Source organism: Bradyrhizobium sp. SMVTL-02, assembly GCF_051853005.1.
Classification (GTDB): Bacteria; Pseudomonadota; Alphaproteobacteria; order Rhizobiales; family Xanthobacteraceae; genus Bradyrhizobium.
The window spans coordinates 5,557,634-5,582,950 of record NZ_CP182469.1; the positions used below are offsets into that span (position 1 = coordinate 5,557,634).

Consider the following 25,317-nt stretch of genomic DNA (forward strand, 5'->3'; position numbering starts at 1 on the left):
TTCGCTAGCGACGATGTTAGCTGTGATTGGATGAACGATGGAACGTTGTAATGGCGCGCCGGACTGTCAGCACAAAATCTCTCGCGAAACGAGCCACGCGATCTCCCGTTTCTCCGTTCATGTTCCGAATCCTCCGAGGGCAATTGGTGAACTTCTGTAATTGATCAGCTAGGGCTTCCGGCTTATCGGGGTCGAAATATAGGGCAAAGTCGTGCGCCTGCTCTCGATGGACCTGAATGTCCGAGAGGACCATCGGCACGTTGAATGACTTGGCCTCCTCGACGGTCGTGCTCCACCCCTCGAATCGAGAAGGGTTGATCAGCGCCGCGCTGGCTCTAAGCAACGCATATACCTCCGTGAGAGGGATCATTCCCAAATACCGGAATGCTTTTTCTAGACCGCGCTGCTCGCTCTGCCGCATCAGCTTGTTTAAGTATTCCGGCTCGTTGGGATCGCTGCCGCCGGATACCGCCACAACGGCTTGCTCGCCGCGACTAGCCAGGATAGCAAGAGCATCGATAACGATTTGATGATTTTTGTGACGCCAGAATTGGTTCGGAAGATAGAAGTAGTCGGGTGGCAAATCGTACTTTCCGATAATAGCGAGCGGATCAGTCGTCAGCAGTTCCGGTGGTGGCTGGCTTGCAAACTTGACAACCGCCGTTCGTCCGCGGCAGCCCGGGTAATACTCAAGGCAATCTCGCTGGGCGCTCTCACTACTGAGCAGGATAGTGCGGCCCGACATGATCTGCAGACGAAAACCGATCTCGCGTCGCCATCGCGCGCGCTTAGAGAAAAGATGCGGCAGCGCCCGATGTTGCATGTCGGGTATCCATGCAATGCTCGGGTAAGGAGAAAGCCAGCCGAAGAAGCGAGCAGATTCGAAGACTGCATCGATCTGTCTCCTGCGGAACTCCGATATCGCCGCGATATCCTTACCCATGCATATTGATGGGATAGAGTAAAGAACCCCTCTATCAAAGGCGCTGGAGCGCACGATTTCGACATCCGGAATCTTGCCCAACACATCGAGATCAGACCCATCGTCGCGCTCGCCCGCAAATACGACGGGTGCAATGGCCCCGGCACAGTACCGATGCAAGGCGGTAAATAGATTTCGCTGATAGTTATATCCCCCCGCCCAGTGCTGACGAGAAATCATCGTGAAGGCCAGGCGAATTGGGCTCTCGCTGCTCAACGTGCATCATCCTTGAACCAGCGTACGTAATCGGCTATGCCTTGCGACACTGGAATTTGCCATGTGAATGACATCGCTCTTAACTTCTCTCCGTTTGCAACGAGGCTAAACGGATCCCCCGGACGGGCAATACCGGAGAAGCGTACGCCGGCCTCATCGCCCCAGCTGCTTGCTACGATAGAGGCAATCTCGGCGACCGTGATCGCCATACCACCTCCCCCGTTTACCAGATCGAGACTTTCCGCTTGTGGCTGTGTGGCCAATCTTGCAAAGAGCCTGGCGACATCACGTACATCGACCCAATCGCGCAGTTCGCCCCCTGTTCCGCCGAGGATAAGCTCGCGCTCCCCTCTTTGCAGCCGCGAGCACATATCCCACAAGAGCTGCTTGCGAAGAGACGCACCATAGACCGAAAACAGGCGAACTACGATCGCACGTAGTCCGAAACAAGCAACGTAGCTCCTACAGAGCTGCTCCATCATGAGCTTGTGATATCCGTAAGGCGAAAGCGGCCGCGGTTCGGCCTCTTCAGGAATATTTCCAGAGTGCTGCGCGCCATACACAGCTGCGCTGGAGGCGGCAATCAGCCGGCAATCTGGTGCGGAGCGGCGCAGCCACTCAAGCAAGCGCGCCGTACTGTTGACCGTGCGCGAAAAATCCTCAAAAGGCTGCGCAATAGACAACCCGACCGAAGATCCGCCGGCGAGATGAAAAACCGCCGCCGGCAGTCCGGATCGACCTGCAAGCGCGTCGAGGTTGGTTGCATCGATTTCGCCATTGAGCCAATGTTCAAGGCCAATGCGCTTTTGTTCGGCATCAGCGATCGCGCCGTGCCCGATGCCATGAACGTTATGACCCCGGTCGGCCAACACCCGAGCGAGGTGCCGGCCGATGAAGCCATTCGCGCCTGTGACCCATAAATTCATGGTTACGCCTTGTGACAGATAAACGAATAGAGCCGGCCAGGTCGGTGGTCGAAGTGCTCTGCAATCGAAAGCAGGGAGCTGAAAACAGTCGGAGAAGCGAGTGCAGCCCGCCAAACCGGCTCAACCGGAATCTTCCGCGTCAATCTTTCCACAACGGTCGCGCGCAGCGTCTCAATCGTGTAGGGAAAAAGATTAATCGGACTCTTGAGCGGAGAAAGCACCTCGATTGCGGCAAATCCCGCATCTTTCAGCGCACCGCGATATCGATCGAGAAGATATGCATGCTCGCCGCCGTAAAGACGATGCAGCGGATGGTGAGCAAGGAATTGCGCGAGATCGGATTCCTTGCTGATCACGTGTTCGCGTGCAGCAATGAGCACTCCGCCCGGACGAAGCACGCGAAACATTTCGCGGCAAGCGCTGTCGAGATCGCTAGTATGATGCAGCACGGCCCGGGCAAATACCACATCGAATATTCCGTCGGCGAACGGCAACCGTTCGGAAAATTCCTCGACCACTTCGATCGGCAAACGGGTTTCGGCGGCAAGGGTACGGATCGCCGCCGCCCCGACGATGGGGCTAGCATCAGGTTCGAGCGCCGTAACCGCAAATCCGATGCGCGCGAGTGCAAAGCTCGCGATGCCGCGCCCGGCGCCGACATCAAGCGCCTTGCCGGTCCGATTCTGCAGCAGTCCAGACACCACCTGCCATTCAGCGCTAGCAAAATAGCGTTCGGCCGCAGCAATCAGGGGATCATCGTAGAAGGCGTCGAGCACGAGCTGGCGCTGATCCGGCTGATTGCGAAGCCAAACGACGGCCTCTTCCCACGTTGTGAATTTTTGCTTATCTTGCATCGGGTGCGATCTCCCGAATGAGCACAGCGGGATTTCCCGCCACGATGGAAAAGGCTGGAACATCCTTGGTGACCACGGCACCGGCTGCCACCACGCCGCCCTCACCCACGGTCACCCCGCGCAAGATCGTCGCGCCGGCGCCAATCCAGGCGTCGTCCCAAATCCTGACCGGGCTCTCGTCGAGTGAGATTTCGCGCGGGTGGCCGCGCGTGAAGATTTGCTTGATCTGCTCGTGCCGAGCCGACGCTCGGAGCGGATGCGTAAGGCTGTCAAAAATATTCGCGTTGTGCGAGATCAGGACGCGATTTCCAATGACGATGGAGGCAGCCGACCAGATCCGGCTTCCCTCGCCGACGTAGCACCATTCGCCAATCTTGATTTCACCGCCATGCGCGAACGTAAAGAGCTCTCCCAGTATGCGGCTGTGTCGGCCAACAACGATCTTGTCAGTATCACCACGGGCATTCTTGATCCTGGCACCGGACCCGAGCACGGCATCATGCTCGAGACGACACGTGGCGCGCCCAATCAACCGTTTGATCAAGTAATCCATGTTCATGCAATCAACTCGAGGTCATGTGGCGGCAGCTATGATATGGCGTCTTATGTCATGAACTACACGATCACGCATGATTGACGCCCGATTGTCCGCTCCTCCAACCGCCCTGTGACGCTCTAGCACAGCTAAATCAGCGCGACGAGATCGGCAAAATGTTTCCACTGTGAGGCCTTGCTGTAGGCTTCCGCAACACGGCTCCTTGCCCGCGCAGCTACTGCAGCCGGTTTCGGCCACTCTTGCAGACATTTTGCGATGATTTCGGTGGCCTGCTCCGGCGAGTCGTAGGTTTCCATGGTGACGCCCGCTTGCAATCCAGGCGGATATCCGCCGGAATCGGACACCAGCAGCGCGCCGCATCCCATCGTCTCAAAGCAACGCATGTTGCCCCGATCCGTCCCCGCCATATCAATAGCGCCGTTCAGCACGATCTTCGACGAACCGATCAGTTCGTAAAGCTGTCTGCCAAACACCGGGGGCTCCGCGATCTTGGCGATCGCAGCCGGGCGTCGGTGCTTTTGCAACGGCAGCCAGGCGCCAATCGTGCTTTCCGCGAACTTGGTCAGCCGCGACGCATCGAGGCAATAGACGATCTGGTAGGTGCTGGCCAGGCTTGCGACCTGTTCGAGCGTCCGCGCTCGGGCGGTATGGTGGCGCGAATAGCCGCCGACAAAGAGCACGTCGATCGGCCGGTCGTCATGGCCATACTGGTCCATAATCGGATCAAGCGCGGGGAAAAACAGCTCTGCTCGACAGCCAATGCGGCGCCATGACTCCAGGATCGAGGGAAAGTTGCCGAGCACCGCACCGTAGGCCGTCAGATCGGCATTTCCCGATGGGGCAGCACGCCAGCAAAACGTCTTCTTGACGCAGCCTGGGAGCTTGCCAACGAACGCGCTCGGGTAGCGCACCGGATCGAGATTGTAGAAGACTTCGGTCCGGTGATGTTCTATCTGGGCGAGCAATATATTTTCGAGCACAGGCTTCCCCGGAATTCCCTGCTCGCGCGCCCACTGGCGCTGCAGGATTTCGTCGTCGCCATTGGTGAAGAAGGCCTCGGCTTCCCCTTCGAGCACCGGCTTCAGGAAATGCAGCGCGCCAAAACGATCGTTCAGAAAGATCTGACGCCGCGCCTCGAAGCTCGACGCGTCGGCCGCAAGCTGGTTCAGGCGCGCGAGATAAGACGGATAGAGCCCGCTGTTTTGAAACAACCGCATCGTTCATGCATACCTTGCCAGCATCCATTTCATGTTAATGTATGGCCAGATCCGGCCGACCGTTTCCCAATCCCATTGCTTGGAGGAAGTCAGATGCCTGACCGCCCAACGCAAGCGGGTCTCGTCTACGAATTCAGCGAAAGCCGGCACCTTCTGGTCGAGGAGGCTCGCAGTCCATCCGGCGAGAGGCCCGTTCAACCACTCCGGCATCGGTGAATTGAACCCGACCTTCCGGCGGCCCATACGAATCGACTCGGGCATCAGATTGGCCATCGCCCGCCGTGCGATGACCTTGGTGTAGCCGTTGGAAGACTTGCTGGTTTCCGGCAATGCCATCGCATAGGTCACCAGGCGCCAGTCCATGAACGGCATCCGCACTTCGATGCCATGGGCCATCGAGAGGCGATCGAAGTTTCGCAAGATCGTGGGCAGCACGGTACTGTGGAACATTCGATAGAGCCGCCGATCAAGCGAGCCCCAATCGCGTGGCAACACATCCTCTTCGCCGACCAGCGGAAGCGGGGGCGGAACATTCATGAAGCCACCGCGCAGGAAGTAGTGTCCCTGGTGCCTGATCATCAGCGCCCGAAGGAGATCGACGCCGCGCCTTGCCAATGGCGATTTGGAGCCAAATCCTTCCGCCCAGTTGCGTATCCGAAATACCGCCGGTTGACCTTCTTGGAGATAGGCCCCCATTAACTCGTCCGCCCCGTGGCCATCAAGCGAAACCGTCACATTGTGTCGTCTGAGCTCTCGATAGATCAACCAGGCTGCGCTTGGAAGCCCGATATAAACGTCGTCATTGTCGTCGAGGATTCGGTCGAGCTCGCACAACGCATCGGCCCGGCCGATCTCGAGAAAATTCGGAACGACGTCCGCCCAGGCCGCCGCTTCCTCGGCCATTGGCCGCTCATCGTTCGAGGCGCCGGGAAACGTCGCGACAAAGGCGTGGCGCCAGGAGGTGCTGTCTCGCGGTCCCATTCCAGCCTTTTCGTGCGCCGCCATGGTGCAGATCACGGCCGACGAGTCGAAGCCGCCGGACAAGCAGGTCCCAATCGGTACGTCGCTGCGCATGCGCAGGGCGACTGCATCCTGGAAGATCTCGCGAAAGCGTTCCACCCGTTCCACTTCGCTGTTCGGTATTGTCGGCAAGTGATCCACAGTTCGCCACCAACGGCGGACCTCCAATCTTCCCCGGCGCAACCACATGCAGTGGCCGGCCTGAAGGCGGCGCACCTCCCTGCAAAGCGTCCGCTCGCTGCCCTCGACCCCGAAGGCATCGAGCAGCAGCCGTCGCGCCACATCGACATCAAGCGAGGTGTCGATCAGACCGCTTCGCACCAAGGCGCGCTGCTCGGATGCAAAGACAAAGCGCTCCAGTGACATCGCATACAACAGCGGCTTGATGCCGAAGCGGTCGCGCGCCAGGAACAATTCTTCTGTTTGGGTGTCGAAAATCGCCAGTGCCCACATTCCGTTGAAGCGCAGCAACATGCCTTCCTGCCAGGCTTGCCAAGCGGCCAGGATAACCTCGGTGTCCGACTGGCTGCGGAAGATAGCACCCCGTGCTTCGAGTTCTCGCCGAAGCTCGAGGAAGTTGTAGATTTCGCCGTTGAAGACGATCACATGGCGACGGTCCGCGGACAGCATCGGCTGATAGCCTCCCGCGCCGGGATCGATGATCGCCAGCCGGCGGTGCCCGAAAGCCAGATTTCGCTTTGCGCTGAACCAGTTTCCGTCGCCGAACGGCCCGCGATGCGCAACCAAGTTGGTCAATCGCGAGATTTCCGACAGCTCGACCGCATTGCCGCGGAGGTTCACGATACCTGCAATTCCACACATTGTTAGATCGCCTTCAGGAAGCGAGTGGCGATGAAGCGAAGATCGCGCCAGCAGACGGGTCCGTGCGGCCCCACACCCGAAACAGCAACAACGACCACAAGGATGACTCCGGCGGCCAGAGCATATGCCCCGCCGACATACCACCAATGCGGCGCAACCTCGGACAAAAACCCGGCAGCGCTATATCGCATGCCAAGCGCTACCATAATCCCCGCACCAAGCGGTAGCAGCACAAAGTGAGCCAGCCGCGACCACATCCCGGCTAGGCGGAAGCTTTGTCGTAGCAGGATCATGGTTACAATGATCTGGGCGATCATGCCAACGCAGGAACTCCAGCCCGCCGCGCGCCAACCAAAATGAGGCAGTGCCACCGCGCTAGTGGCGAGGGTAAGTACCGCAGTCACGAGCGAGATCACGGCGCTGGAGCGGGACCGCCCGCAGGCAACGAGATAGAATGCGAAGACGTTAGCGCTGCATCCGAGCATGCCGGCAACCGCCAGCACCACCAGCAATTGCTGGGCCTGATCACCGACCTCTCGTCCGGCCCAAAACTGAAGCAGGGGGCCCGCCACCGGAATCAGGGCTCCGAGGGCAGTCGCGGCCAACACGTTGAGGACCCAAGAGGAACGAAACAGCAAATCCGCAATGCGCTCACTTGACTCATTTTGAAGGGCACTGAAGAACGGGAACAGGATCTCTCCAACCTTCAGGATACCGATGTACATCGCTTCCTCAAGCCGCTGGGTGATGGTGTACAGACCAACGAACTGAGGCTGGAGAAACGCACCGAGCAGGTAGCGATCTGCCTGCCCTGCGACAAGGCCGCTCATTTGTGCGGCGAATTGCCAGCCGCCTAAATGGATGAGATCGCCAAGTGGAACTCGATGAAGCGCCGGACGCGCCGGCCACTCCCCGACCACAAGGCGCGAGAGCAGCATTGCGCTTAGCAGGCTTGTCGCAAAACCCAAGGCCTGGCAGCCAATGAACGTCGACGCCTGCGGCCAACGCGGCACTAAGACGACCATTGATCCCGTAGAAACGAGCGCGCTGACGATGCTGACCAAAGCGATACGCCGGTAGTCCTGGCGCGACGTAAACAAGGCGAGGAACACCGCCGAAAGGGATTGGCACAGCCACCCGCTGGCACCCAACAGAAAGGTCAAGCTGAGATCGTCGGCGGCGCTGCCCTGCAGGCTGAAAGCTAAGCGCGCGGCCGGCGGGCCACCCAGAGAGAGAATCATCGCGATCATCAGGCCTATGCCGCCCGCCAGCAGCAATGCCGTACCGAAGAAGCGGCGCGACGCCTCACGCTCGCTCGGCGACAAGCGCTGCGCCAGTTCCCGCGTCGTTGCCATCGCCAGTGCATTGCTGAATGCCAGCGCTGGCGCGACGCACGCCGTCACCAGGCCGGCGACGCCAAAGGCGGCGAGCCCGAGGCGAAACGCCACGAACGGCAAAACTACGAGGTTTAGCCCCACGCTGATGAGAAAGGCGGCCACATTCCATGCGGAATTTCCCAACAGTCGATGACTTTTCCTTTCTGCCGTTAGATCAGCGACCATGCTGCAACTTTTTCAGACCATTTTTCATCTCAAACGCCTTGATTAGATCAATCACCTCGCCCTGCTGTTCCGGCGTAATTTCCGCGAACATCGGTAGAGACAGGATCCGGCCCTGGTCGGCAAAGGCATTCGGGAACTGTTCTGGTCGATGCCCGAACCGCTCATAGGCAGCGAGAAACGGCAGCGCCGTCGGGTAATTGATCGCAGTCTGCACGCCATTGGCGCTCAGATGCGCAGCCAACGCGTCGCGGTGCGGATGCTTGATCGTGTAGAGATGGTAGACGTGGCTCCGCTCCGGCGCCACTTGTGGCACGATGACATCTTCGAGCTGGTTGAGGCCGACGTCGTAAATCCTGGCGGCGTCCTGCCGCGCCTTTGTCCAGGCGGGCAGATGCGGCAGCTTGGCCGACAAGATCGCCGCCTGCATGCCGTCCAGCCGGCTGTTGATGCCCTCGATGCGGTGCTGGTGCTTCATGAGGCCGCCGTGACGGGCCAGCATCGTCATGTGCTCGGCCAACACGGCATCATTGGTCACGACGGCACCGGCATCGCCCATCGCGCCGAGATTCTTGCCCGGATAGAACGAATAGGTTGCCGCCTCCCCGAACGTTCCGATCATCTTGCCTTTGTAGCGCGCCAGATGCGCCTGCGCGCAATCCTCGATGACCCAGAGCTTGTGCTTGCGCGCGATCGCCATGATCGCGTCCATGTCGGCGGGCTGGCCGTACAGATGGACCGGAATGATGCCGACCGTGCGCGGCGTGATCGCCGCCTCGATCGCCGCCGGATCGATGGTGAAGGCGGAGCCATCGGTGTCGCAGAACACGACAGTGGCGCCGGCGTGCGTAATCATCGCCGAGGTCGAGATCCAGGAGTGAGCCGTGGTGATCACCTCATCGCCAGGCTTCACCTTTAGCCCCGCCATGGCCAAGTAAAGCGCGTCGGTACCATTGGCACAGGAAACGCAATGTTTGACGTCCACCGCCTCAGCGAATTTCCGCTCGAAGTCGTCGACATAGCGGCCCCGAATGAACGCGCTATCGCGGATCACGCCGGCGATCGCAGCGTCGATTTCCCTCTTGATGGTCTGATACTGCAGCTGCAGATCGGCAAACGGCACCGGCATCGATCATGTTCCCTTACTTGCCCGTCAGCAGCCGGCGCGCCGGATTACCGGCGTAAGTGCCGGCTGCGGTGATATCCTTGGTTACCACTGCCCCCGCCCCAATGACGACATCATCGGCAATCCTGACTGGCATGATGGTGGCGTTGGAGCCTATCGACACACGGTTGCCGATCACAGTGTCGCGCCAAAGTTCCTTTCGTCCGCGCGCCGGGCGCCCAGTGGAAAAGGTATCGTTGACGAACATTACGCCGTGGCCGACGAAGCAGTCCTCACCGATCGTCACCAACTCGCAGATGAAAGCATGCGATTGCACCCGCGTCCGCGCACCGATCACAACGCCCTTCTGGACCTCGGTGAACGGACCGACAAAGCACTCGTCACCAATCTTGCAACCATACAGGTTGCACGGCTCGACAATCTTGACCCGCGCGCCAAATTCGACGTCGCGAACGGCGGCTTGATGCACGACTGGTCCGGTCACGAGGCAACGCCCAGCCGGCTCAAACGGGGGGAGAAGCGCAGCGCCACTTCGTGGCCGGTCTCGATCGATTCATAGAGCGCGGAGATCAGTTCCAGACTCTTGCGTCCCTCAAGACCATCGACCAGGGCGGCACGCTGATTGGCCAGGCAATCCACGACATGGTGATAGTAGGCCTGATGTCCGAAGCCATAGACGTTCGGTGGATTGACAGAGAACTTTTCGATCACGTCCTCGTCTGACGGCAACCCGTCGACAAAGCGCCAATGCCTGATTTGATTGACGGCAAATCCCGCGATTTCCACTGTACCTTTCTCGCCCAAGATTGAGAGCGACCCCTCAAGATCGGTCGGGCGCGCGGCGGTGGTCGCCTCTATGATCCCGAGCGCGCCATTTCGAAACTTCAGCGTCGCGACCGCGGTGTCCTCGGTATCGATCTTCACAAGCGCAGTAGCCGAGCGCGCATGAACGCTGACCACATCGCCGAAAAACCATTCGAGCATATCGATATGGTGACTCGCCTGGTTGGTGAGCACACCACCGTCAAGTGCCCAGGTGCCGCGCCATGCATCTTGATCGTAGTAAGCCTGGTCTCGACACCACCGTACACGCACTGTCCCGAGAACCAGTTTTCCGAAGCGGCCCGCCTCTAATGCCTCACGAGCCTTGACCACAGGAACATTGAAGCGATTTTGCTTCACAACAAATAGCTTGACGCCAGCCTCGTCACACGCCCGGATCATCTCGTCGGCGTCCTGAAGTCGCAGCGCCATGGGCTTTTCAACCAAGACATGCTTTCCCGCCCTCGCACACGCGATCACGTGCGCAGCATGCATACCACTTGGGGACAGCACCGCGATTGCGTCGATGTCTTTCCGCGAAATTAAGTCCTCTAGGTCGTAATGCGCTGGCACTCCGAACCTTGATGAAATCGCGTCGGCGCGCGCCCTGATCGGATCGCAGACGGCCGCGAGTTCCGCACCATGAATGTGACCGCCGCCCAAAATTTCGGAGTGGCGGTTCGCGATACGCCCGCAGCCGAGCAGACCGAATCTGATCATCAAATTTCCCAACGTTTCCTGGAAGGCTTGGAGTTCGGCCCAGTACACCGAACCAGAGTTCAGCAGCGCTTGTCTATATTCGAAAAATTCCTTTGCGATCAAGTGTTTTCCGGGAAATTCCGTCTCTCAAGATAGGGCGTTATTGGTCGATTGAAGTTCGCAAAGACATGTTGTATTTGAGCTACTTAGACCCGGGCAGACAGTGCGACAACTGTTTGCCCCAGACTTTCGCGCACCAAAAGACCTCCGTTCGACAGCGATCGTCGGATGTACATCTGTTCCTGTCTGGTACCTCCAGGATCGGCTTATCCAGAACAAGAACGGAAACCAGAGACTCAACGGCGCCTCGTATTCCAAAGTAGCATGTCATGTCGGCGACATCCGCATCTGATCGGATTGGTTATTACTCCGTGCATTGGGTTAGTATTGCACCGGCTCAGATTCCTTGAAGCCGGCATCGTCTCGCGTTTTCATTGTCTCAGGATCTAAGATTGAGCCATTTAGGGATCGAACATTGAGCCATTTAGAAACTGATGAGCCGCTTTCCGAAGCGACGAACAGGAAGGTGCGGCAAGGACCGAGCTTGCTCATCCTATTCCACATCTTTGTTTGCTGCTTATCGCTCGTTTTTGTCTCGGACTGGTATTCGGATTTTCACATCTTCTTTGACGAGCAAAACGTATACCAGGCTTCGTTAGGCATAGCCCTGCTGTCTCTGACTTCGATCTTCTTCACCGTGGCCGAATTCAGCTTTGGTTATTTCGTATGTTTCTATCTTTACACGATGGTCATCGGTTACGTGTGGCTAAGCTTCTTCACGAAATTCGACTACGATGTAAGTCTGGCTCGCTTTTCCGCCACAGCATCACTTCTCGCGCTAGTTGTTCCAGCACTCCTCATTGGATCACCCGTACCTCAAATTTGCGCAATTCCAGACAATATCTTTCGGAAACTTCCCACGGCCATTCTCATTTTGTCAGCCGCGACGATCGTATTCGGGGCAACTTACGGCTTTAGAATCGTCGCACTCGCGGATATCTATAAGTTCCAGTCAGAAATCGCCTATCCCAGCTGGATGAACTATCTTATTGGAGTTACCTCTACGGTGTTGCTACCGTTCTCGTTCGCATGTTGCTTTCTCAGGCGCGAAAAAGTGCGGGCGACTTTCTGCTTACTCCTGTCAGTACTTTTCTATCCAATCACTCTCAACAAGCTCACCTTGTTTACGCCAATTTGGCTTCTGTTGATGGCGGCATCGGTGAAATTTTTTAGCGAGCGCACTGCGGCGATATTGTCTCTGCTTATACCGGTGAGCGCCGGGATTATCTTGATGCTTCTATTCGGGGCCTCGATGATACCATTCTTCGGTACTGTGAATTTTCGCATGCTCGCAATCCCTTCGAGCGCAATGGATATTTACAATGATTTCTTTGCTCAACACAGCCTCACGTATTTCTGCCAAATCTCTATCCTAAAGTTTTCGGATTGTGCCTACCAATCCCAATTAGGGGTCGTGATGGCCGATCGCTATCACTTGGGCAATATCAATGCATCGCTGCTCGCAACCGAAGGCATTGCGTCCGTGGGACTTCAGTTTGCACCGGTTACTGCGTTCATATGTGGACTTGTAATCTCATTCGGAAACCGGGTATCTGCGGGATTACCCCCATCATTCATTCTAATTTCAAGCTCGATCCTGCCCCAGGTGTTTCTAAACGTACCACTCTCAACAATCTTACTCACATACGGAGCCGCGCTCCTTTTCGTGCTATGGTACGTGACACCCAGAGGCTATTTTGAGCCGGAGACAGCACGCTAGTGTCTAATTGACCTGCCACTGCATTTTCATCCAGCGGCAGTTAGAGTCTCGGGTTTTGTACGCCAAGTGGCGCGGATGGAGCAACGGACGATCGGCGGAGCTGGTCGGGGTTGCGCAGCCGATCGTCCGTTGCGGTGAGGTGGGCGGCGTAGGCCGCGGGGGTCAGGTATTTCAGCGACGAGTGGGGACGCTGGAGATTGTAGTCGGCGACCCAGTTGGCGATCTTGGCGCGGGCGTCATCGAGATCGAAGAACAGGGTCTCGTTGAGTAGCTCATCGGCTCATCGCGCATCCAGTGGCGAACTGGTCGTGGACGAAGTCCAGCGACCAGCGCGCGTTCGGCCTCGCCTCGACCAGGATGGGGGCACGGGTCCCCACGGCCTTGCGGCGAGCCCGCCGTTTGCGGACGGTGAGCCCTTCCTCGCGGTAAAGCCGGTAGATCCGGTTGATCCCCGATGGCTCGCCCTCCCGCCGCAGCAAGACGAACAACCGGCGATAGCCGAAACGCCGCCGCTCGTTGGCGAGATCGCGCAATCGGCCACGCAGAACTGCAGAACTGCGTCCGGCGGCCGGCTGGAGCGATAGCGGATCATCTTCCGATCCGCCCCCACAATCGAGCAGGCCCGCCGTTCCGACAGGCTTATGACGGCCTGCAGATGCGCGATCGCAGCGCGCTTGGCGGCGGGCCCTACCATTAATGGGATGGTCCGCACCGTCCTCCTCCCTCATCATGGGGGAGGTCAGATCAATAGAGGAGAGTATCATGGCCCATCGCAATTTGCCGCGACCTGCGGCTGTCTATGGAATCGACATTGGCAAGAACCTGTTCCACGTCGTTGGCCTGAGCTGCGACGGCACACCTGTTCAGAAAGTTCGCTTTCGACGGGACACTCTTCTTCAGTTCTTTGCTCGCGCACAACCAAGCATAGTTGGCATGGAATCCTGCGCCGGTTCACAGTGGCTCGCCCGGAAGATACAGGCACTTGGTCACAAGGTGCGCCTGATCCCCGCGCAATTCGTGAAGCCCTACGTGAAGTCAAACAAGAACGACATCATCGACGCCGAGGCGATCGCTGAGGCCACGACGCGACCGACAATGCGCTTCGTCGCCGTGAAGGAGGAGGACCAGGTCGATCTTCAAGCGCTGCATCGAATCCGTGACCAGATGGTCGGCGCGAGGACACGCCTGATCAATCAGATGCGGGCTTTCTGCCTCGAGTATGGCGTACCTTTGCGTCAGGGTGCTGGAATATTCAAGCTCGAGCTACCGCTCGCTTTGAAAGACGAAGGAAACGGTATATCACCGGTGATGCGGCGTCTGGTCGGCGATCTCTACGCCGATCTCTGCCGCCTCGAAGAACGGATCCGCCAAGTGACAAGGGAGATCGAAGCGGTCGCTAACCGAGAGGACGTTACACGCCGGCTGATGACAATCCCTGGTATCGGCGCATTAGGTGCGACCGCTGTGCTTGCCGCGATCGGTGATGGGCTGCAGTTTCGCAAGGCTCGCGACCTTGCTGCCTGGCTGGGGTTGGTGCCCAGACAATACTCGACCGGCGGAAAACAGACGTTGCTTGGCATCAGCAAACGCGGCAATCGTTATTTGAGAAAACTTCTAGTGCATGGCGCGCGATCCTGCTTCCGGCATCTGGACCGAACGCGCGATCGCTTGGGAAGCTGGCTCGACGGGCTCCAAGCTCGGATGCATCCGAATAAGGCCGTTGTCGCACTAGCCGCCAAGATGGCTCGCATTGTCTGGGTGGTCTTGAACAAGCCAGGAGCACTCTACGAACGCAGGGATCCTGCTTTCACCTGACGACTTCTGGCGAGATTGCAAGGCTCGGGAATAGTGATGACGAAACAGTGGATCAACATGCCGTAAGCCCTGTGCAAAAAAGCGGGCTTCGTGCCCGAACCATTTATTGGGAACGGCGTGCGCGGATCTCATCATGGCCTGGCTGCAACAGCAGTCCACTCGCGAGAGGCCGGATACATTTATGCAACTGGAAGCGTCATTTTCGCTGTTACGATCCCTTGCACGGACGGTGCGGACCATACATTTTTTGAAAGGAGCTCGCGAAGGGCGGCCGCATCGAGCATCTGCTCGGCCAGAAGCTTCTTCAGCTTCGCGTTCTCCTCTTCCAAGGCCCTCAGCCGCTTCGCTTCGGAAACGTCCATGCCGCCGAATCTGGCTTTCCAATTGTAGATCGTCGCCTCGGAAACACCGTACTTGCGAGCCAGGTCGGCTGTCTTCGCCCCAGCCTCATGCTCCTTCAATACCGCGATAATCTGCTCTTCCGTGAACCTTGCTCGCTTCATCTGTCCGTCCTTCTTCGGGCCGGACTCTAACTCCTTCTGGAGGAAATACGCAGTGGCAGGTCACCACGTTTCAAGGCGGCGACGATCAGTGCCGAGTGCGCTGCGACCTTGCCCTCGAGTTTCGCCTCGTTGCCGCTCGAAATAACGCCAGGTCTCAAGGTTCATTGCTTCTCGGGTGCAAGGTACAGCCGCCACAGCGGTTTGTGTCGCTCAGCATTGATTGGGAAGCCGCGTTGGTTCATTCAGATTGGCGAAACGCCGAAGCCATTGTTGGCGCGACACCATAAGCCCGAACATCACAACGAGCGATAGAATAGCGGAAATCGTTAGCCAGGCGAATAGTCTCGTATGGTCTGCTCGCGTGGCTAGCGTTGGCTGCAAAACAACATCGGTTTGTTGGTGGCCCTGAAGCGCACGTTCGATTTCCGCAATCCGGTTTTGTTTTGCCGCAATGTCGCTTACAAGCGAAACAAACGCCCGCGCGTACCGCTCGCCTTCATCGCCTGGTTTGACATTGCCCGAATTTCTTTCGAGAGTCTGAGCGAGACTTTTCAGTTCATCTGACGCGCGCTTCAAGTTTGCGGACTCCTGCAATAGAGCAGCGCGGACGGTGCCCTCTGGTTTAGAAGCGCCGAGGACATGCGTGATGATCTGTTGCAGCACAGCCTGAGCTCGCTCCGGCGACCCGTCAGCGAAAGTTATTAGAAATAGGCCAGATCCAGATCCCAACTCCGAAATGTCTAGGTTATCGGAGAGGCGCTTGCGCGCGGATTGCAGATCCAGTGTTTCTTTTTCTAGCTGAGCAGCCCGCGTTACCCGATCCAAGATCGCTTCGGTTTTGATCAGAGCTCGCGCACGGTCTGTCAATGGCAGTACAGCACGGGACGAGTACTTCGGTTCCGCGATCAAAGACACGACTGTGATCGCAATAATCACTAGACTAAGATACCCGAGAAGAAAAACTCCCCATTTTTTTGGAAGGATTTCAGTTCCGATGCAAGCCGTTACTTTCGGAAAAAGCTTGCGACCGCCCCACTCGTTCATTGCTGCCCTCCAAACAAACGTACAATAAAATTTGATGATGCAACTTGCCGGCGAATTTGTAAATATCGCATAAAATCCCTTTACGCACGAGCCCCCCTTCGAACGAGTGTCGGTCCGCTGCCGAGAATCTGATGCTCCAGCCGAGGCACCCGCATGAAAGTTACTCATGGAGGCTGCAATCCAGGAGCCGTGTGAACTGCTCCCTGTTTTGACCGGACATCGGCGTTAGCCGGAGGAGCTAGGCCTAGTCCTAGGCATACGCCTATGTCCGAGACGTTTTCAAAGGTGGAAGTCATCACCGGCGTTGCCCGCCGGCGACGGTTTACGACGGAGCAGAAGCTCCTGGTCGTTAACGAGACGCTGCAACCGGGCATGTCGATCAGCTATGTTGCCCGTCGCCATGGGCTCTCCCCGAGCCTGGTCTTCCGATGGAGGCGGCTGATGAGCGAAGGAGGCAAGGAAGCAGTGCGGGCGGATGAGGAGGTGGTCGCCGGATCCGAGGTCCGTCGGCTGGAGGAACGGGTTCGAGACCTCGAACGCATGCTCGGCCGCAAGACCCTGGAGGTCGAGATCCTCAAGGAGGCTCTTGACCTTGCGCGGGTAAAAAAACCGACCTTGCTGTCGCGATCGCATGCGCCGGAGGATATCCCGTGAAACGGATCGCAGAGACCCTCGGGGTGGCCCGTTCCAACCTATTTGAGCGAGTTGACGGCAAGCGTCCGAAGCGCGGTCCCCAGATCCGCGCCGGGGATGTGGAGCTCACGTCTGATATCCGGCGCTTGGTGGATAGCCGGCCGAGCTATGGATACCGGCGGATCGCCGCGCTCCTCAAGCGCGCGCGGCGATCCGCCGGCCACGATCCCGTCAACGCCAAGCGCGTCTACCGGCTGATGAAGAAGGGCGGCTTGTTGCTGGCGCGGCATACAGGGCGCCGCATCCCGCGGGCTCATGATGGAACGATCATGACAAGCCACTCCAACGTGCGTTGGTGTTCGGACGCGCTGGAATTCACCTGCTGGAATGGTGAGATCGTGCGGGTTGCCTTTGCCCTGGACAGCCATGACCGCGAGGTCATCAGCTGGGTGGCCACAACGGCTGGGATCTCCGGCGAGATGATCCGGGACATGATGGTCCACTGTGTCGAGCAACGGTTTGGCGACATGCGAGCTCCACGCAAGGTGCAATGGCTGACCGACAATGGCGCCATCTTCGCTGCCTATCGCACCCTTGAGATTGCCGCGGCCCTGAACCTCGAGCCTTGCTTCACGCCTGTCGAAAGCCCCGAGAGCAACGGCATGGCCGAGGCGTTCGTGAAGACCTTCAAGCGCGACTATGTTCGTGTGAACCCGATCCCCGACGCCCGCACCGCGCTGCTGCGGATCGACAATTGGATGGAGGATTACAACTCAGAACACCCGCATTCCCGGCTGGGCTACCGCTCGCCGCGGGAGTACATTGTCGTCCGTGAAGAGTGGCTAAGCGATTGAGCTAGAATCGCATTTGTCGTTGTGGACTGTTTTGCGTTTGCAGGGGTTTGATGCTTCGGGCGTCGGAACCTTGCAATTTCATTTTCAAGATTGAACGAAGCCGCTGGCGCGGCATGTAGGGAGGCATAGCAAGGATTGCCTCCTGTCTGAGAGGATTGCGGGTTTTCGAAGCCCAACCCTTTAGACAGGAGGTTTTCCGATGGCTGAGATCAGCCCACTTCGCCGCCGCATGATCGAGGACATGACGGTCCGCAATCTGTCACCGGCGACGCAGCAATCCTACCTCAACGCCGTAGCGAAGTTGAGCCGATATTTCGGTCGTTCTCCTGACCGCCTCGACCTGGAGGATATCCGTGCTTTCCAGGTTCATCTGGTTGCGACGGGGATGTCCTGGCCGGCGCTGAACCAGATCGTCTGCGCACTGCGGTTTTTCTACGGTGTGACGCTGGGTCATGACACCGTTCCGGAGCGCATCGCCTATGCGCGTAAACCGCGCAAACTGCCGGTGGTGCTGAGCGCCGACGAGGTCGTGCGCTTCCTGGAAGCAATCCCAAGCCTCAAGAGCCGTACCGCGCTGACCACCGTCTATGCCGCAGGCTTGCGCGTATCGGAAGTGGTCCTCTTGAAGGTTGTCGACATTGATAGCCAGCGGATGTTGATCCGGGTCGAGCACGGCAAGGGCGGCAAGGACCGTTACGTTATGCTCTCGCCGCAGCTTTTGAGGATTCTGCGGACGTATTGGCGGCTCACTCGGCCCAAACGATGGCTATTTCCCGGCCGCGACGACGAGCGTCCGCTCGTCCCTAACGTGCTGCACGCCGCCTGCCGTTCAGCCTGTACGGCGGCCGGCTTGAGCAAGTCGGTGACAGTGCATACGCTGCGGCACACATTCGCGACCCATCTCCTGGAGAACGGGGCCGACGTGCGCATCATCCAGGTGCTGCTCGGCCATGCCAGTCTGCAGAGCACGGCGCGCTATACCCAAGTCGCCACAAAGACCATCAGCAATACGCCAAGTCCGCTTGACCGGCTCCGCCTGGAGGTCGTGCCGCCCGGCTGAGCGGACCTGATGACTCCAGTTCTGGAAGTGGCGGATATCTTCCGCCGCCACGGCGAAGCGTTTCGGCAAGCTCGTGCCGGACATCTGGGTCGCGTCGAGCGGCGCGTCATGGGCGCGATCACGGCATGCCGGACGGCTGTGCTTGGCGGCCACATCGAGCAATGCGACGACTGCGGTGCCACCCGGATCGCCTACAACTCCTGTCGCAATCGGCATTGCCCGAAGTGCCAAGGCTCGGCGCGCGCGCAATGGCTTGCCGAGCGACAATCCGAACTCCTTCCCGTGCCATACTTCCACGTCGTCTTCACCTTGCCGGCGCCGGCCAGAGAGATTGCTTTCCAGAACAAGGCGGTGGTCTATGCCATTCTGTTCCGCTGCGCGGCCGAGACGCTCACCACCATCGCGGCCGACCCCAAGCATCTCGGCGCTCAGCTCGGTCTGACCGCCGTCCTCCATACTTGGGGTCAAACCCTGCAACACCATCCGCATATCCACTGCGTCGTGCCTGGTGGTGGACCTTCACTCGACGGCACACACTGGGTCGCTTGCCGGCCCGGCTTCTTCCTGCCGGTGCGCGTCCTCTCCAGGCTGTTCCGCCGCCTGTTTCTGCAAGAGCTGCAAGCTGCCTTCGCGGCTGGCCAGTTGGGCTTCTTTGGCGATCTCGCCCGTCTCGCCGATCCCGCCGCATTCGCCGAGCGCCTCGCTCAACTTCGATGGACCGACTGGGTCGTCTATGCCAAGCCGCCATTCGGTGGGCCCGAACAGGTGCTGGCTTATCTCGGCCGCTATACGCATCGCGTCGCCATCGCCAACAGTAGGCTGATCTCGCTTGCCGACGGCAAGGTGAGCTTTGCCTGGAAGGACTATCGGCAGAATCGTAAAACCAAAGTGATGACGCTTAAGGCCGATGAGTTCATTCGTCGCTTTCTCCTGCACACCCTGCCGGACAGCTTCCACCGCATCCGCCACTATGGTTTCCTCGCCAATGGCGGACGCAACGATAAAATCGCTTTCTGCCGTCAACTCCTTGCTGTCCGCAACGCTCCGACTGATCAAGAAGCCGGCGCCGATCCCCTCACCAAATGCGAGATCCCCGTCTGCCCGCATTGTGGCGGCACCATGCGGCGCGTCGATATCGTCCCGCGAGCCTGCGCGCGCGACCAGCCGTTTCATTGTGATACGTCATGACCAGCGTCTGTACCATCCACCCCTTCCGTAATCACCTTCTTGGTGGCAACGTCCGAAGTCGCCGTGGCCGCGCTCGTCACCGAACACCCCGCCAATCGTTCGGTAGCGCATCCCAGCGCTGCAAATCGCTCGCTGGATCGCGCCCTTGGCCCGATCAATCGGGCCCCTCACATCCGATGAATGACTCGCGGACGCGCGGCGACCACAGGCGAGCGTTCCCCGCAGCCGCACCCGCTGCACTATTCCCATAGCGCCCACAACTCCGCAGCTTCGTTCAATCCGGCTTCTATGAGGTCGCACGCACCACAGAGCGCGCGGCTCGCGCCTGCCACGCGACCTCACAGAACCCTCAAGATTCCGTCGAATCGCCAACCATGATTCCGTCATCACATCGGAGGTGGCGATGCGACCGAAGAAGCACAGGACGACGGGATCGGGCGATCTGTTCCGGGCCAGGCTGGACCAAATCATCAATATGAAGCACGAGCTGGTTCAGCTCGCCGGCAAGGTCGATTGGGACTGGATCGACGGCGAGATCGCGCCGCTCTATAGCGAGAATGGTCGGCCCGGGATCGCGAGCCGCTTCATGATCGGGCTGTTGCTGCTCAAGCACATTTACGGGCTGTCCGATGAGGGGGTGTGCGAGCGCTGGGTCCACGACCCATATTTCCAGTACTTCACCGGCGAAGAGTTCTTCCAGCACGCATTCCCGCACGAGCGCTCGGACCTGAGCCACTGGCGCAAGCGGCTCGGCGACAAGCTGGAGCTGTTGCTGGCCGAGAGCTTGCGGGTGGCACACGAGGCCGGCGCGTTACGCAGCCAGGACATCAAGCGGGTCACAGTCGATACCACCGTGCAGCCGAAGGCGATCACCTTCCCGACCGATGCCAAGCTCTTGCACGCGGCGATCAAGGGGCTCAACCGTCTGGCGAGGAAGCACGGGGTCAAGCTGCGGCAGTCCTATCTGCGCATTGCCAAAACCGCGACAATGATGGCGGGACGCTACGGCCATGCCAAGCAATTCAAGCGGCATCAGCGGCAGTTGCGCATCCTGCGCAGCCGACTGGGCCGGATCATCCGCGATATCCGCCGCAAGATCGAAGGTCAGGCTGTGCTTGAGAACACGTTCGCCCTCCCGCTCAGCCGGGCCTCGCAGATCCGCTCGCAGCAGCAGCGCCAGCGCGGCTTCAAGCTTTATTCCTTCCACGCCCCGGAGGTGGAGTGCATCGGCAAGGGCAAAGCAGCCGCGCCTTACGAGTTAATGGCATGGACCACGCCCGCTCTCAGCGGCAACGTGCAGCCCGGCGGGGGGCAGCAGCAGGAGCGCAAGCCATGTCGAATACGAACCTTGTCACAATCGGCATCGATCTCGGGAAGAACACATTCCACGTCGTCGGTCTCGATGCCACAGGCGCAATTACGCTACGCAAGAAGCGGTCGAGAAATCAGCTTGACCAGTCGCTGGGCAATATTCCGCGTTGTCTGATCGGAATGGAGGCGTGTGCAGGCGCACATCATCTGGGGCGCAGGCTCGAGAAATTAGGCCATCAAGTACGGCTCTTGCCGGCGCAGTACGTCAAACCATACCTCAAGGGTCACAAGAATGACTTTCGGGATGCTGAAGCGATCGCCGAGGCCGCTCAGCGGCCGACAATGCGGTTCGTTCCAGTGAAGTCAGCCGAACAACTTGATTTACAGGCACTACACAGAGTTCGCAGTCGATTGGTGACGCAGAGAACGGCGGTCATCAATCAAATCCGGGGCTTTTTGCTTGAGCGAGGGCTACCAGTGCGGCAGGGAGCGGCAGCACTCCGACTGGCACTTCCTCAGATTCTCTCAGCGCCAAACGACAACTTATCGCCTCGCGTGATCCAGCTCATTCAGGACTTGGCCGAGGACTGGCGCTATCTCGACCGACGGGTCGCGTCAATGACGAAAGAAATCGACGAACTCGCTGATCAAGATCCACACTGTCGCCGCCTAATGAGTGCGCCCGGCGTCGGGCCGATCATCTCAAGCGCGATGGTCGCCGCCATCGGAACCGGTGATGCCTTCCATAAAGGCCGAGACTTTGCAGCATGGCTTGGTCTGGTACCAAAGCAAATCTCGACCGGCGATCGAACCATTCTCGGGCGCATATCGAGGCGCGGTAATCGGTACCTGCGAACGCTGTTTATTCAAGGTGCCAGAGCCGTACTTCTGCAGCGTCAGAGTTGGCCTCGGCATGGCTTCGCAGCCTGGTTAGAGGCAGCGTCGAAGCGGCTCCACTCCAATGTCTTGGTTGTTGCCCTGGCCGCAAAACTTGCGCGCATGGCCTGGAGCATGCTCGCAAAGGGCCGTGACTACGACGCCAACCTCCTGGGCCGCACCGCATAAGAAACAGGGCCGGAAAGGAAAATCCAAGGTCGGGATCAGAAGGCACAATAACCCGCCGAGGTTTGCGAGACGGAAAGGACGAATGGAGAAACGGTTCCACCGACACTTCTGAAGCCTGGTTCGACTCCATGGCCCTTCTTGAGGCCGGCGAGTTATTGAGGACAGAAGTGAGCGGATATCCATGATGGCTCGGGGCAACAGCCCCAAATTGAAGCCGGATAGATTGGCGCAAACCGCTTCATCCCTTTGTCGATTCCTCTTGCAACGCGGGCGTGGTCCATAGATCGGCGTCAAAGCCTCCATCGTCACCAACAACCGCCGTTCTCCCGGGGGCCTGTTCGTGCTGCACGCCAGGGCGCTACCCGATAACCCGTACGACGGTCACACCTTGCGGGACGTCATCGACCGCACCGAGACACTCACCGGCTGCGCGATCGAGCGGGCCTATGTCGACAAGGGATACCGCGGCCACGACGCACAAAATCCCCGACGGATCTTCATCTCCGGCCAGAAGCGCGGCGTCTTCGGTGTCATCAAGCGCGAGCTGCGCCGCCGCTCCGCCATCGAACCCATCATCGGACACCTGAAGGCCGATGGTCACCTCGGCCGCTGCTACCTCAAAGGCCGCGCCGGCGATGCGGCTAACGTCATCCTCTCAGCCGTGGGCCACAACTTCCGCCGCATCCTCGCCTGGCTCAGAGAACTCTTGTGCCTCATCCTGCTCCAGCTATGGCGCACGTTCGGCCGTCCCGCCCCGCTCAATTCGCCTTCTTAACGGACGACTACATTGCATCACTCAAACCAGCCGAGTGTCCGGTCTAACGGGGTCAACTCCACCGTGAAGTCTCATTTTCGGCCTAGGGGCAGATCTTCTACAGGCAGCCAGGATTGAACGAGACTACGTCAAGTGGCCCCGCCCCGAATGTCATAGTGGGCTGTAGGCTTGGGTTCCGCAATCCTCAACAAGTACAGAGTTCGGAAAGCGACTAGCTAGTTGTCGTAGAAGAAAATAGCATAAGTTCGAAGTTTCCTCTCTTCTGTTTGCTCCACTTCGAAAACACACTATCCACCGTATCAAACTAACAGGCGTCGCGGGGATTGGCCGCGATATTTCGACTGGACGCTGCAGCTTTGCTTGCTCCGCCGTCGCCCTCAGGTAGTTTCTCACGCCGAGTAATGAGAGATCCGGAGGGGTCTGGTTGAGACCTGCCGAGCGCTCTGGATCATGTGAACAGGCTGACGAGGTTGCGACCATGAGTGTGATCCCGAGCATACGCCCAATTGGTATTGGCGATGGAAAATCCCGCAACAGCTCTGAGCGCTGATACACTCCAATCAAGCGCCGAACAAGGGCGTTCACCCCAACCAGTGACGGCGGCCGTTGAAAGAGGTGATTGCATTGACAGATGCATCTTCCGCCTGCCCGTTCCATACCGCTTATCAGCCCGCACCGGTGCTCCGAAACGGGAATCGCAGGTTCCTCGTGGCAACGAAACTGAACGTGGTGCTGGGCGGGTAATGTGCTTGACCTGTCGTCGCGACGGCGTTAACTGCCCAAAATCGGCTTGTTCGCGTGTGACACTGTTGGAGGTCGGATGGGCAGCTTTAGCGATGAGCGACCCAATTTTGCGGAGGCGTTGACCCACCTATTGGCCATATTGGCGGTGTATTGGAAGGCTTTTCTGATTGGATATGTTGGCTTGGCAGCAGCTGGGGTTGCGATTGCGTTGCTAACATCACATCCGCAATATTCTTCACGAATGGTACTGCCGTTAGCTCCCACTGCTCGAGCTCTAATTAAGACGGAAGCGATACTGGACCCCGTCGCACTGGAGGCGCATATGGCAGCCGAGTTGTCAAACCTTCCAAACGCACGTGGCGAGCTCGCGGACAAAATTGTCGTATCACCCGAATTGGCACCAGGATCGGGCATATATTCGGTAACGGTGACCGACCAGGCGCCACAACGCGCTCAAGAGATCCTTCAGGTACTCCTTGCCCACGTCCTTGCTACATCGAAGCCCACCGGCTCGGTGCGTATCGCCCTCCTGCAAGAAATCGAGACTTTGAAGAATGCCTTGGCCGATCTCAAAAAGCTAGCTCAAGCACTCAGTGGAAACGCTAATCGCGTAAAAGGTGGAGACGAGGGCGAACAATATGCACGAGCATTTGTGTCACTAGTTTCTGAGATCGCGGCAAAGGAAAACAGGATCGCCGAACTCGAACGTGGACTTGAGGGCCTCAAGCCAGATGATGTTTTGCTACGTCCTACTCTGGCTAACCAGCCGGACCGGGCAAATCTTCGTGCGAAGATTGGACTTGCTGTTTCATGCTCCTTTCTTTTAATGTTTGGTGCGATCCTACTGCGACACCAATGGCTCCAGCGCTCCAGCAGCTTTGCTGAAGATATCAACAGATCGCATTTCCGTCGTCCTAACCTTGCCCCACGGGCTTAATCCACTTGAAGTTCGCGTCTGGCCCCTGACAAGGACCAGAACACGAACCGCAGCTTCTTTTCCGACGAGCACATCATCAAGATTTGAAGGAGCACGATCTGTCCCGCAAGCACGGCGTCAGTCAGGCGGGCCGTTCCACAGATGGGGGCAAGGTCATTCGGCGAACAAGCTGTCGATGACCTTCAGCGCACTGGCTTCGCCGCGCTCGCACGCTTCGAGCTGACACGGAGGTTGGTCCAGCACCTCCATCACTGCTCGATCGGATTGAGGTCAGGGCTATATGGCGGCAAGAAGATGCGGTGGGCGCCTCTGGCACGGATGGCTTGGCGAGCCGCTTTGCCCTTGTGGCTGCCAAGATTGTCGAGAACGACGATCTCGCCCGGTGCGAGGGTGGGTGCCAACACCTTCTCGACGTATAGCGTGAAGAGCTCATCATTGATGGGACCATCAATCACCCAAGGCACGCTGATCCGATCGTGACGCAGCGCCGCGATAAAGGTGGTCTTCCAATGGCCGAAGGGCGCAGAGGCCTGGAGGCGCTGCCCACAGGGGCCCCAGCCGCGTAGCGGCGCCATATTGGTCTTGATCCACGTCTCGTCGATAAAAAAACAACCGCGCTACGTCGATCTGCCTTGATGCGCTTTCCAGCGGGTCCGCTTACGGGCGACGTCGGGCCGATCCTGCGATGTGGACTTTTGTTCACGCCGAGGGGCTCAGCTTCAAAAAAAACGCTTCGGCCCGAACGTCTG

Annotated in this window: 18 protein-coding genes and 5 pseudogenes; 9 read left to right on the top strand and 14 right to left on the bottom strand. The window is 58.6% G+C overall.

Features of this window, described 5'->3' with window-relative positions; translation table 11 throughout:
• Positions 1-16: 16 nt before the first annotated feature.
• The 10 genes from ACNJYB_RS26570 to ACNJYB_RS26615 form a co-directional block, all read right to left on the bottom strand.
• Positions 17-1,198, bottom strand: a complete 1,182-nt coding sequence (locus ACNJYB_RS26570; protein WP_439369423.1) for a glycosyltransferase family 4 protein — start codon at positions 1,196-1,198, stop codon at positions 17-19.
• Positions 1,195-2,124: an NAD-dependent epimerase/dehydratase family protein gene (locus tag ACNJYB_RS26575; protein ID WP_439369424.1), complete on the bottom strand. Its 930-nt coding sequence runs from the start codon at positions 2,122-2,124 to the stop codon at positions 1,195-1,197. The genes ACNJYB_RS26570 and ACNJYB_RS26575 overlap by 4 nt, the downstream gene beginning before the upstream one ends.
• A 2-nt stretch (positions 2,125-2,126) precedes the next feature.
• The gene (locus ACNJYB_RS26580) at positions 2,127-2,978 is read right to left on the bottom strand and encodes a class I SAM-dependent methyltransferase (RefSeq protein WP_439369425.1); all 852 of its coding nucleotides are present in this window, start codon (positions 2,976-2,978) and stop codon (positions 2,127-2,129) included.
• A complete protein-coding gene (locus ACNJYB_RS26585; RefSeq protein ID WP_439369426.1) occupies positions 2,968-3,537 on the bottom strand; it encodes an acyltransferase in 570 nt (189 codons plus the stop codon). The genes ACNJYB_RS26580 and ACNJYB_RS26585 overlap by 11 nt, the downstream gene beginning before the upstream one ends.
• A 125-nt stretch (positions 3,538-3,662) precedes the next feature.
• Positions 3,663-4,751: a glycosyltransferase family protein gene (locus ACNJYB_RS26590; protein WP_439369427.1), complete on the bottom strand. Its 1,089-nt coding sequence runs from the start codon at positions 4,749-4,751 to the stop codon at positions 3,663-3,665.
• Between the two features lie 3 nt (positions 4,752-4,754).
• The gene (asnB, locus tag ACNJYB_RS26595; protein ID WP_439369428.1) at positions 4,755-6,572 is read right to left on the bottom strand and encodes an asparagine synthase (glutamine-hydrolyzing); all 1,818 of its coding nucleotides are present in this window, start codon (positions 6,570-6,572) and stop codon (positions 4,755-4,757) included.
• A 23-nt stretch (positions 6,573-6,595) separates the two neighbouring features.
• A complete protein-coding gene (locus ACNJYB_RS26600; RefSeq protein ID WP_439369430.1) occupies positions 6,596-8,155 on the bottom strand; it encodes a lipopolysaccharide biosynthesis protein in 1,560 nt (519 codons plus the stop codon).
• On the bottom strand, positions 8,145-9,281 hold the full coding sequence (locus tag ACNJYB_RS26605; RefSeq protein WP_439369432.1) for a DegT/DnrJ/EryC1/StrS family aminotransferase: 1,137 nt from the start codon (positions 9,279-9,281) through the stop codon (positions 8,145-8,147). Before ACNJYB_RS26605 ends, ACNJYB_RS26600 begins: the two co-directional genes overlap by 11 nt.
• A 13-nt stretch (positions 9,282-9,294) precedes the next feature.
• A complete protein-coding gene (locus ACNJYB_RS26610; RefSeq protein ID WP_439369434.1) occupies positions 9,295-9,762 on the bottom strand; it encodes an acyltransferase in 468 nt (155 codons plus the stop codon).
• Entirely contained in the window at positions 9,759-10,922 is a 1,164-nt protein-coding gene (locus ACNJYB_RS26615; protein ID WP_439369435.1) for a Gfo/Idh/MocA family protein, read from the bottom strand. The genes ACNJYB_RS26610 and ACNJYB_RS26615 overlap by 4 nt, the downstream gene beginning before the upstream one ends.
• Before the next feature lie 412 nt (positions 10,923-11,334).
• Here ACNJYB_RS26615 and ACNJYB_RS26620 point away from each other — a divergent pair, with 412 nt between their 5' ends.
• Positions 11,335-12,639, top strand: a complete 1,305-nt coding sequence (locus ACNJYB_RS26620) for a hypothetical protein (RefSeq protein WP_439369436.1) — start codon at positions 11,335-11,337, stop codon at positions 12,637-12,639.
• A gap of 40 nt (positions 12,640-12,679) precedes the next feature.
• Here ACNJYB_RS26620 and ACNJYB_RS26625 read toward each other — a convergent pair.
• Positions 12,680-13,333, bottom strand: a pseudogene (locus tag ACNJYB_RS26625) (integrase core domain-containing protein); the annotation flags it as partial.
• Between the two features lie 68 nt (positions 13,334-13,401).
• Between ACNJYB_RS26625 and ACNJYB_RS26630 the strand changes: the two are divergent.
• A complete protein-coding gene (locus ACNJYB_RS26630) occupies positions 13,402-14,454 on the top strand; it encodes an IS110 family transposase (protein ID WP_439369438.1) in 1,053 nt (350 codons plus the stop codon).
• Positions 14,455-14,693: 239 nt separating this feature from the next.
• Here the strand turns inward: ACNJYB_RS26630 and ACNJYB_RS26635 are convergent.
• A pseudogene (locus ACNJYB_RS26635) lies at positions 14,694-14,957 on the bottom strand (transposase); the annotation flags it as partial.
• Positions 14,958-15,167: 210 nt separating this feature from the next.
• Positions 15,168-16,001 carry a hypothetical protein gene (locus ACNJYB_RS26640; protein WP_439369440.1) on the bottom strand — a complete coding sequence of 278 codons (834 nt, stop codon included), beginning with the start codon at positions 15,999-16,001 and terminating at the stop codon, positions 15,168-15,170.
• A 264-nt stretch (positions 16,002-16,265) separates the two neighbouring features.
• On the opposite strand from ACNJYB_RS26640, the gene ACNJYB_RS26645 reads away from it, so the two are divergent.
• From ACNJYB_RS26645 to ACNJYB_RS26675, 7 genes and pseudogenes are all read left to right on the top strand, one after another.
• Positions 16,266-17,488 (top strand): IS3 family transposase gene (locus tag ACNJYB_RS26645; protein ID WP_439369441.1). Its coding sequence is split into 2 segments (ribosomal slippage): positions 16,266-16,602 and positions 16,602-17,488, totalling 1,224 coding nucleotides; the frame shifts between segments, so codons are not numbered across the junction.
• 199 nt (positions 17,489-17,687) lie between these two features.
• Positions 17,688-18,548, top strand: coding sequence for a tyrosine-type recombinase/integrase (locus tag ACNJYB_RS26650; protein WP_439368084.1), 861 nt, complete (start codon positions 17,688-17,690; stop codon positions 18,546-18,548).
• 6 nt (positions 18,549-18,554) lie between these two features.
• Positions 18,555-19,736, top strand: coding sequence for an IS91 family transposase (locus ACNJYB_RS26655; protein WP_439375460.1), 1,182 nt, complete (start codon positions 18,555-18,557; stop codon positions 19,734-19,736).
• Between the two features lie 403 nt (positions 19,737-20,139).
• Positions 20,140-21,045, top strand: a pseudogene (locus ACNJYB_RS26660) (IS5 family transposase); the annotation flags it as partial.
• A 23-nt stretch (positions 21,046-21,068) separates the two neighbouring features.
• On the top strand, positions 21,069-22,112 hold the full coding sequence (locus ACNJYB_RS26665) for an IS110 family transposase (protein WP_128944741.1): 1,044 nt from the start codon (positions 21,069-21,071) through the stop codon (positions 22,110-22,112).
• A 286-nt stretch (positions 22,113-22,398) separates the two neighbouring features.
• Positions 22,399-22,887 (top strand): annotated as a pseudogene (locus ACNJYB_RS26670) (IS5/IS1182 family transposase); the annotation flags it as partial.
• Positions 22,888-23,707: 820 nt separating this feature from the next.
• Entirely contained in the window at positions 23,708-24,568 is an 861-nt protein-coding gene (locus tag ACNJYB_RS26675) for a hypothetical protein (protein WP_439369442.1), read from the top strand.
• Between the two features lie 251 nt (positions 24,569-24,819).
• Here the strand turns inward: ACNJYB_RS26675 and ACNJYB_RS26680 are convergent.
• Positions 24,820-25,260: pseudogene (locus tag ACNJYB_RS26680) on the bottom strand (IS630 family transposase); the annotation flags it as partial.
• Positions 25,261-25,317: the final 57 nt, after the last annotated feature.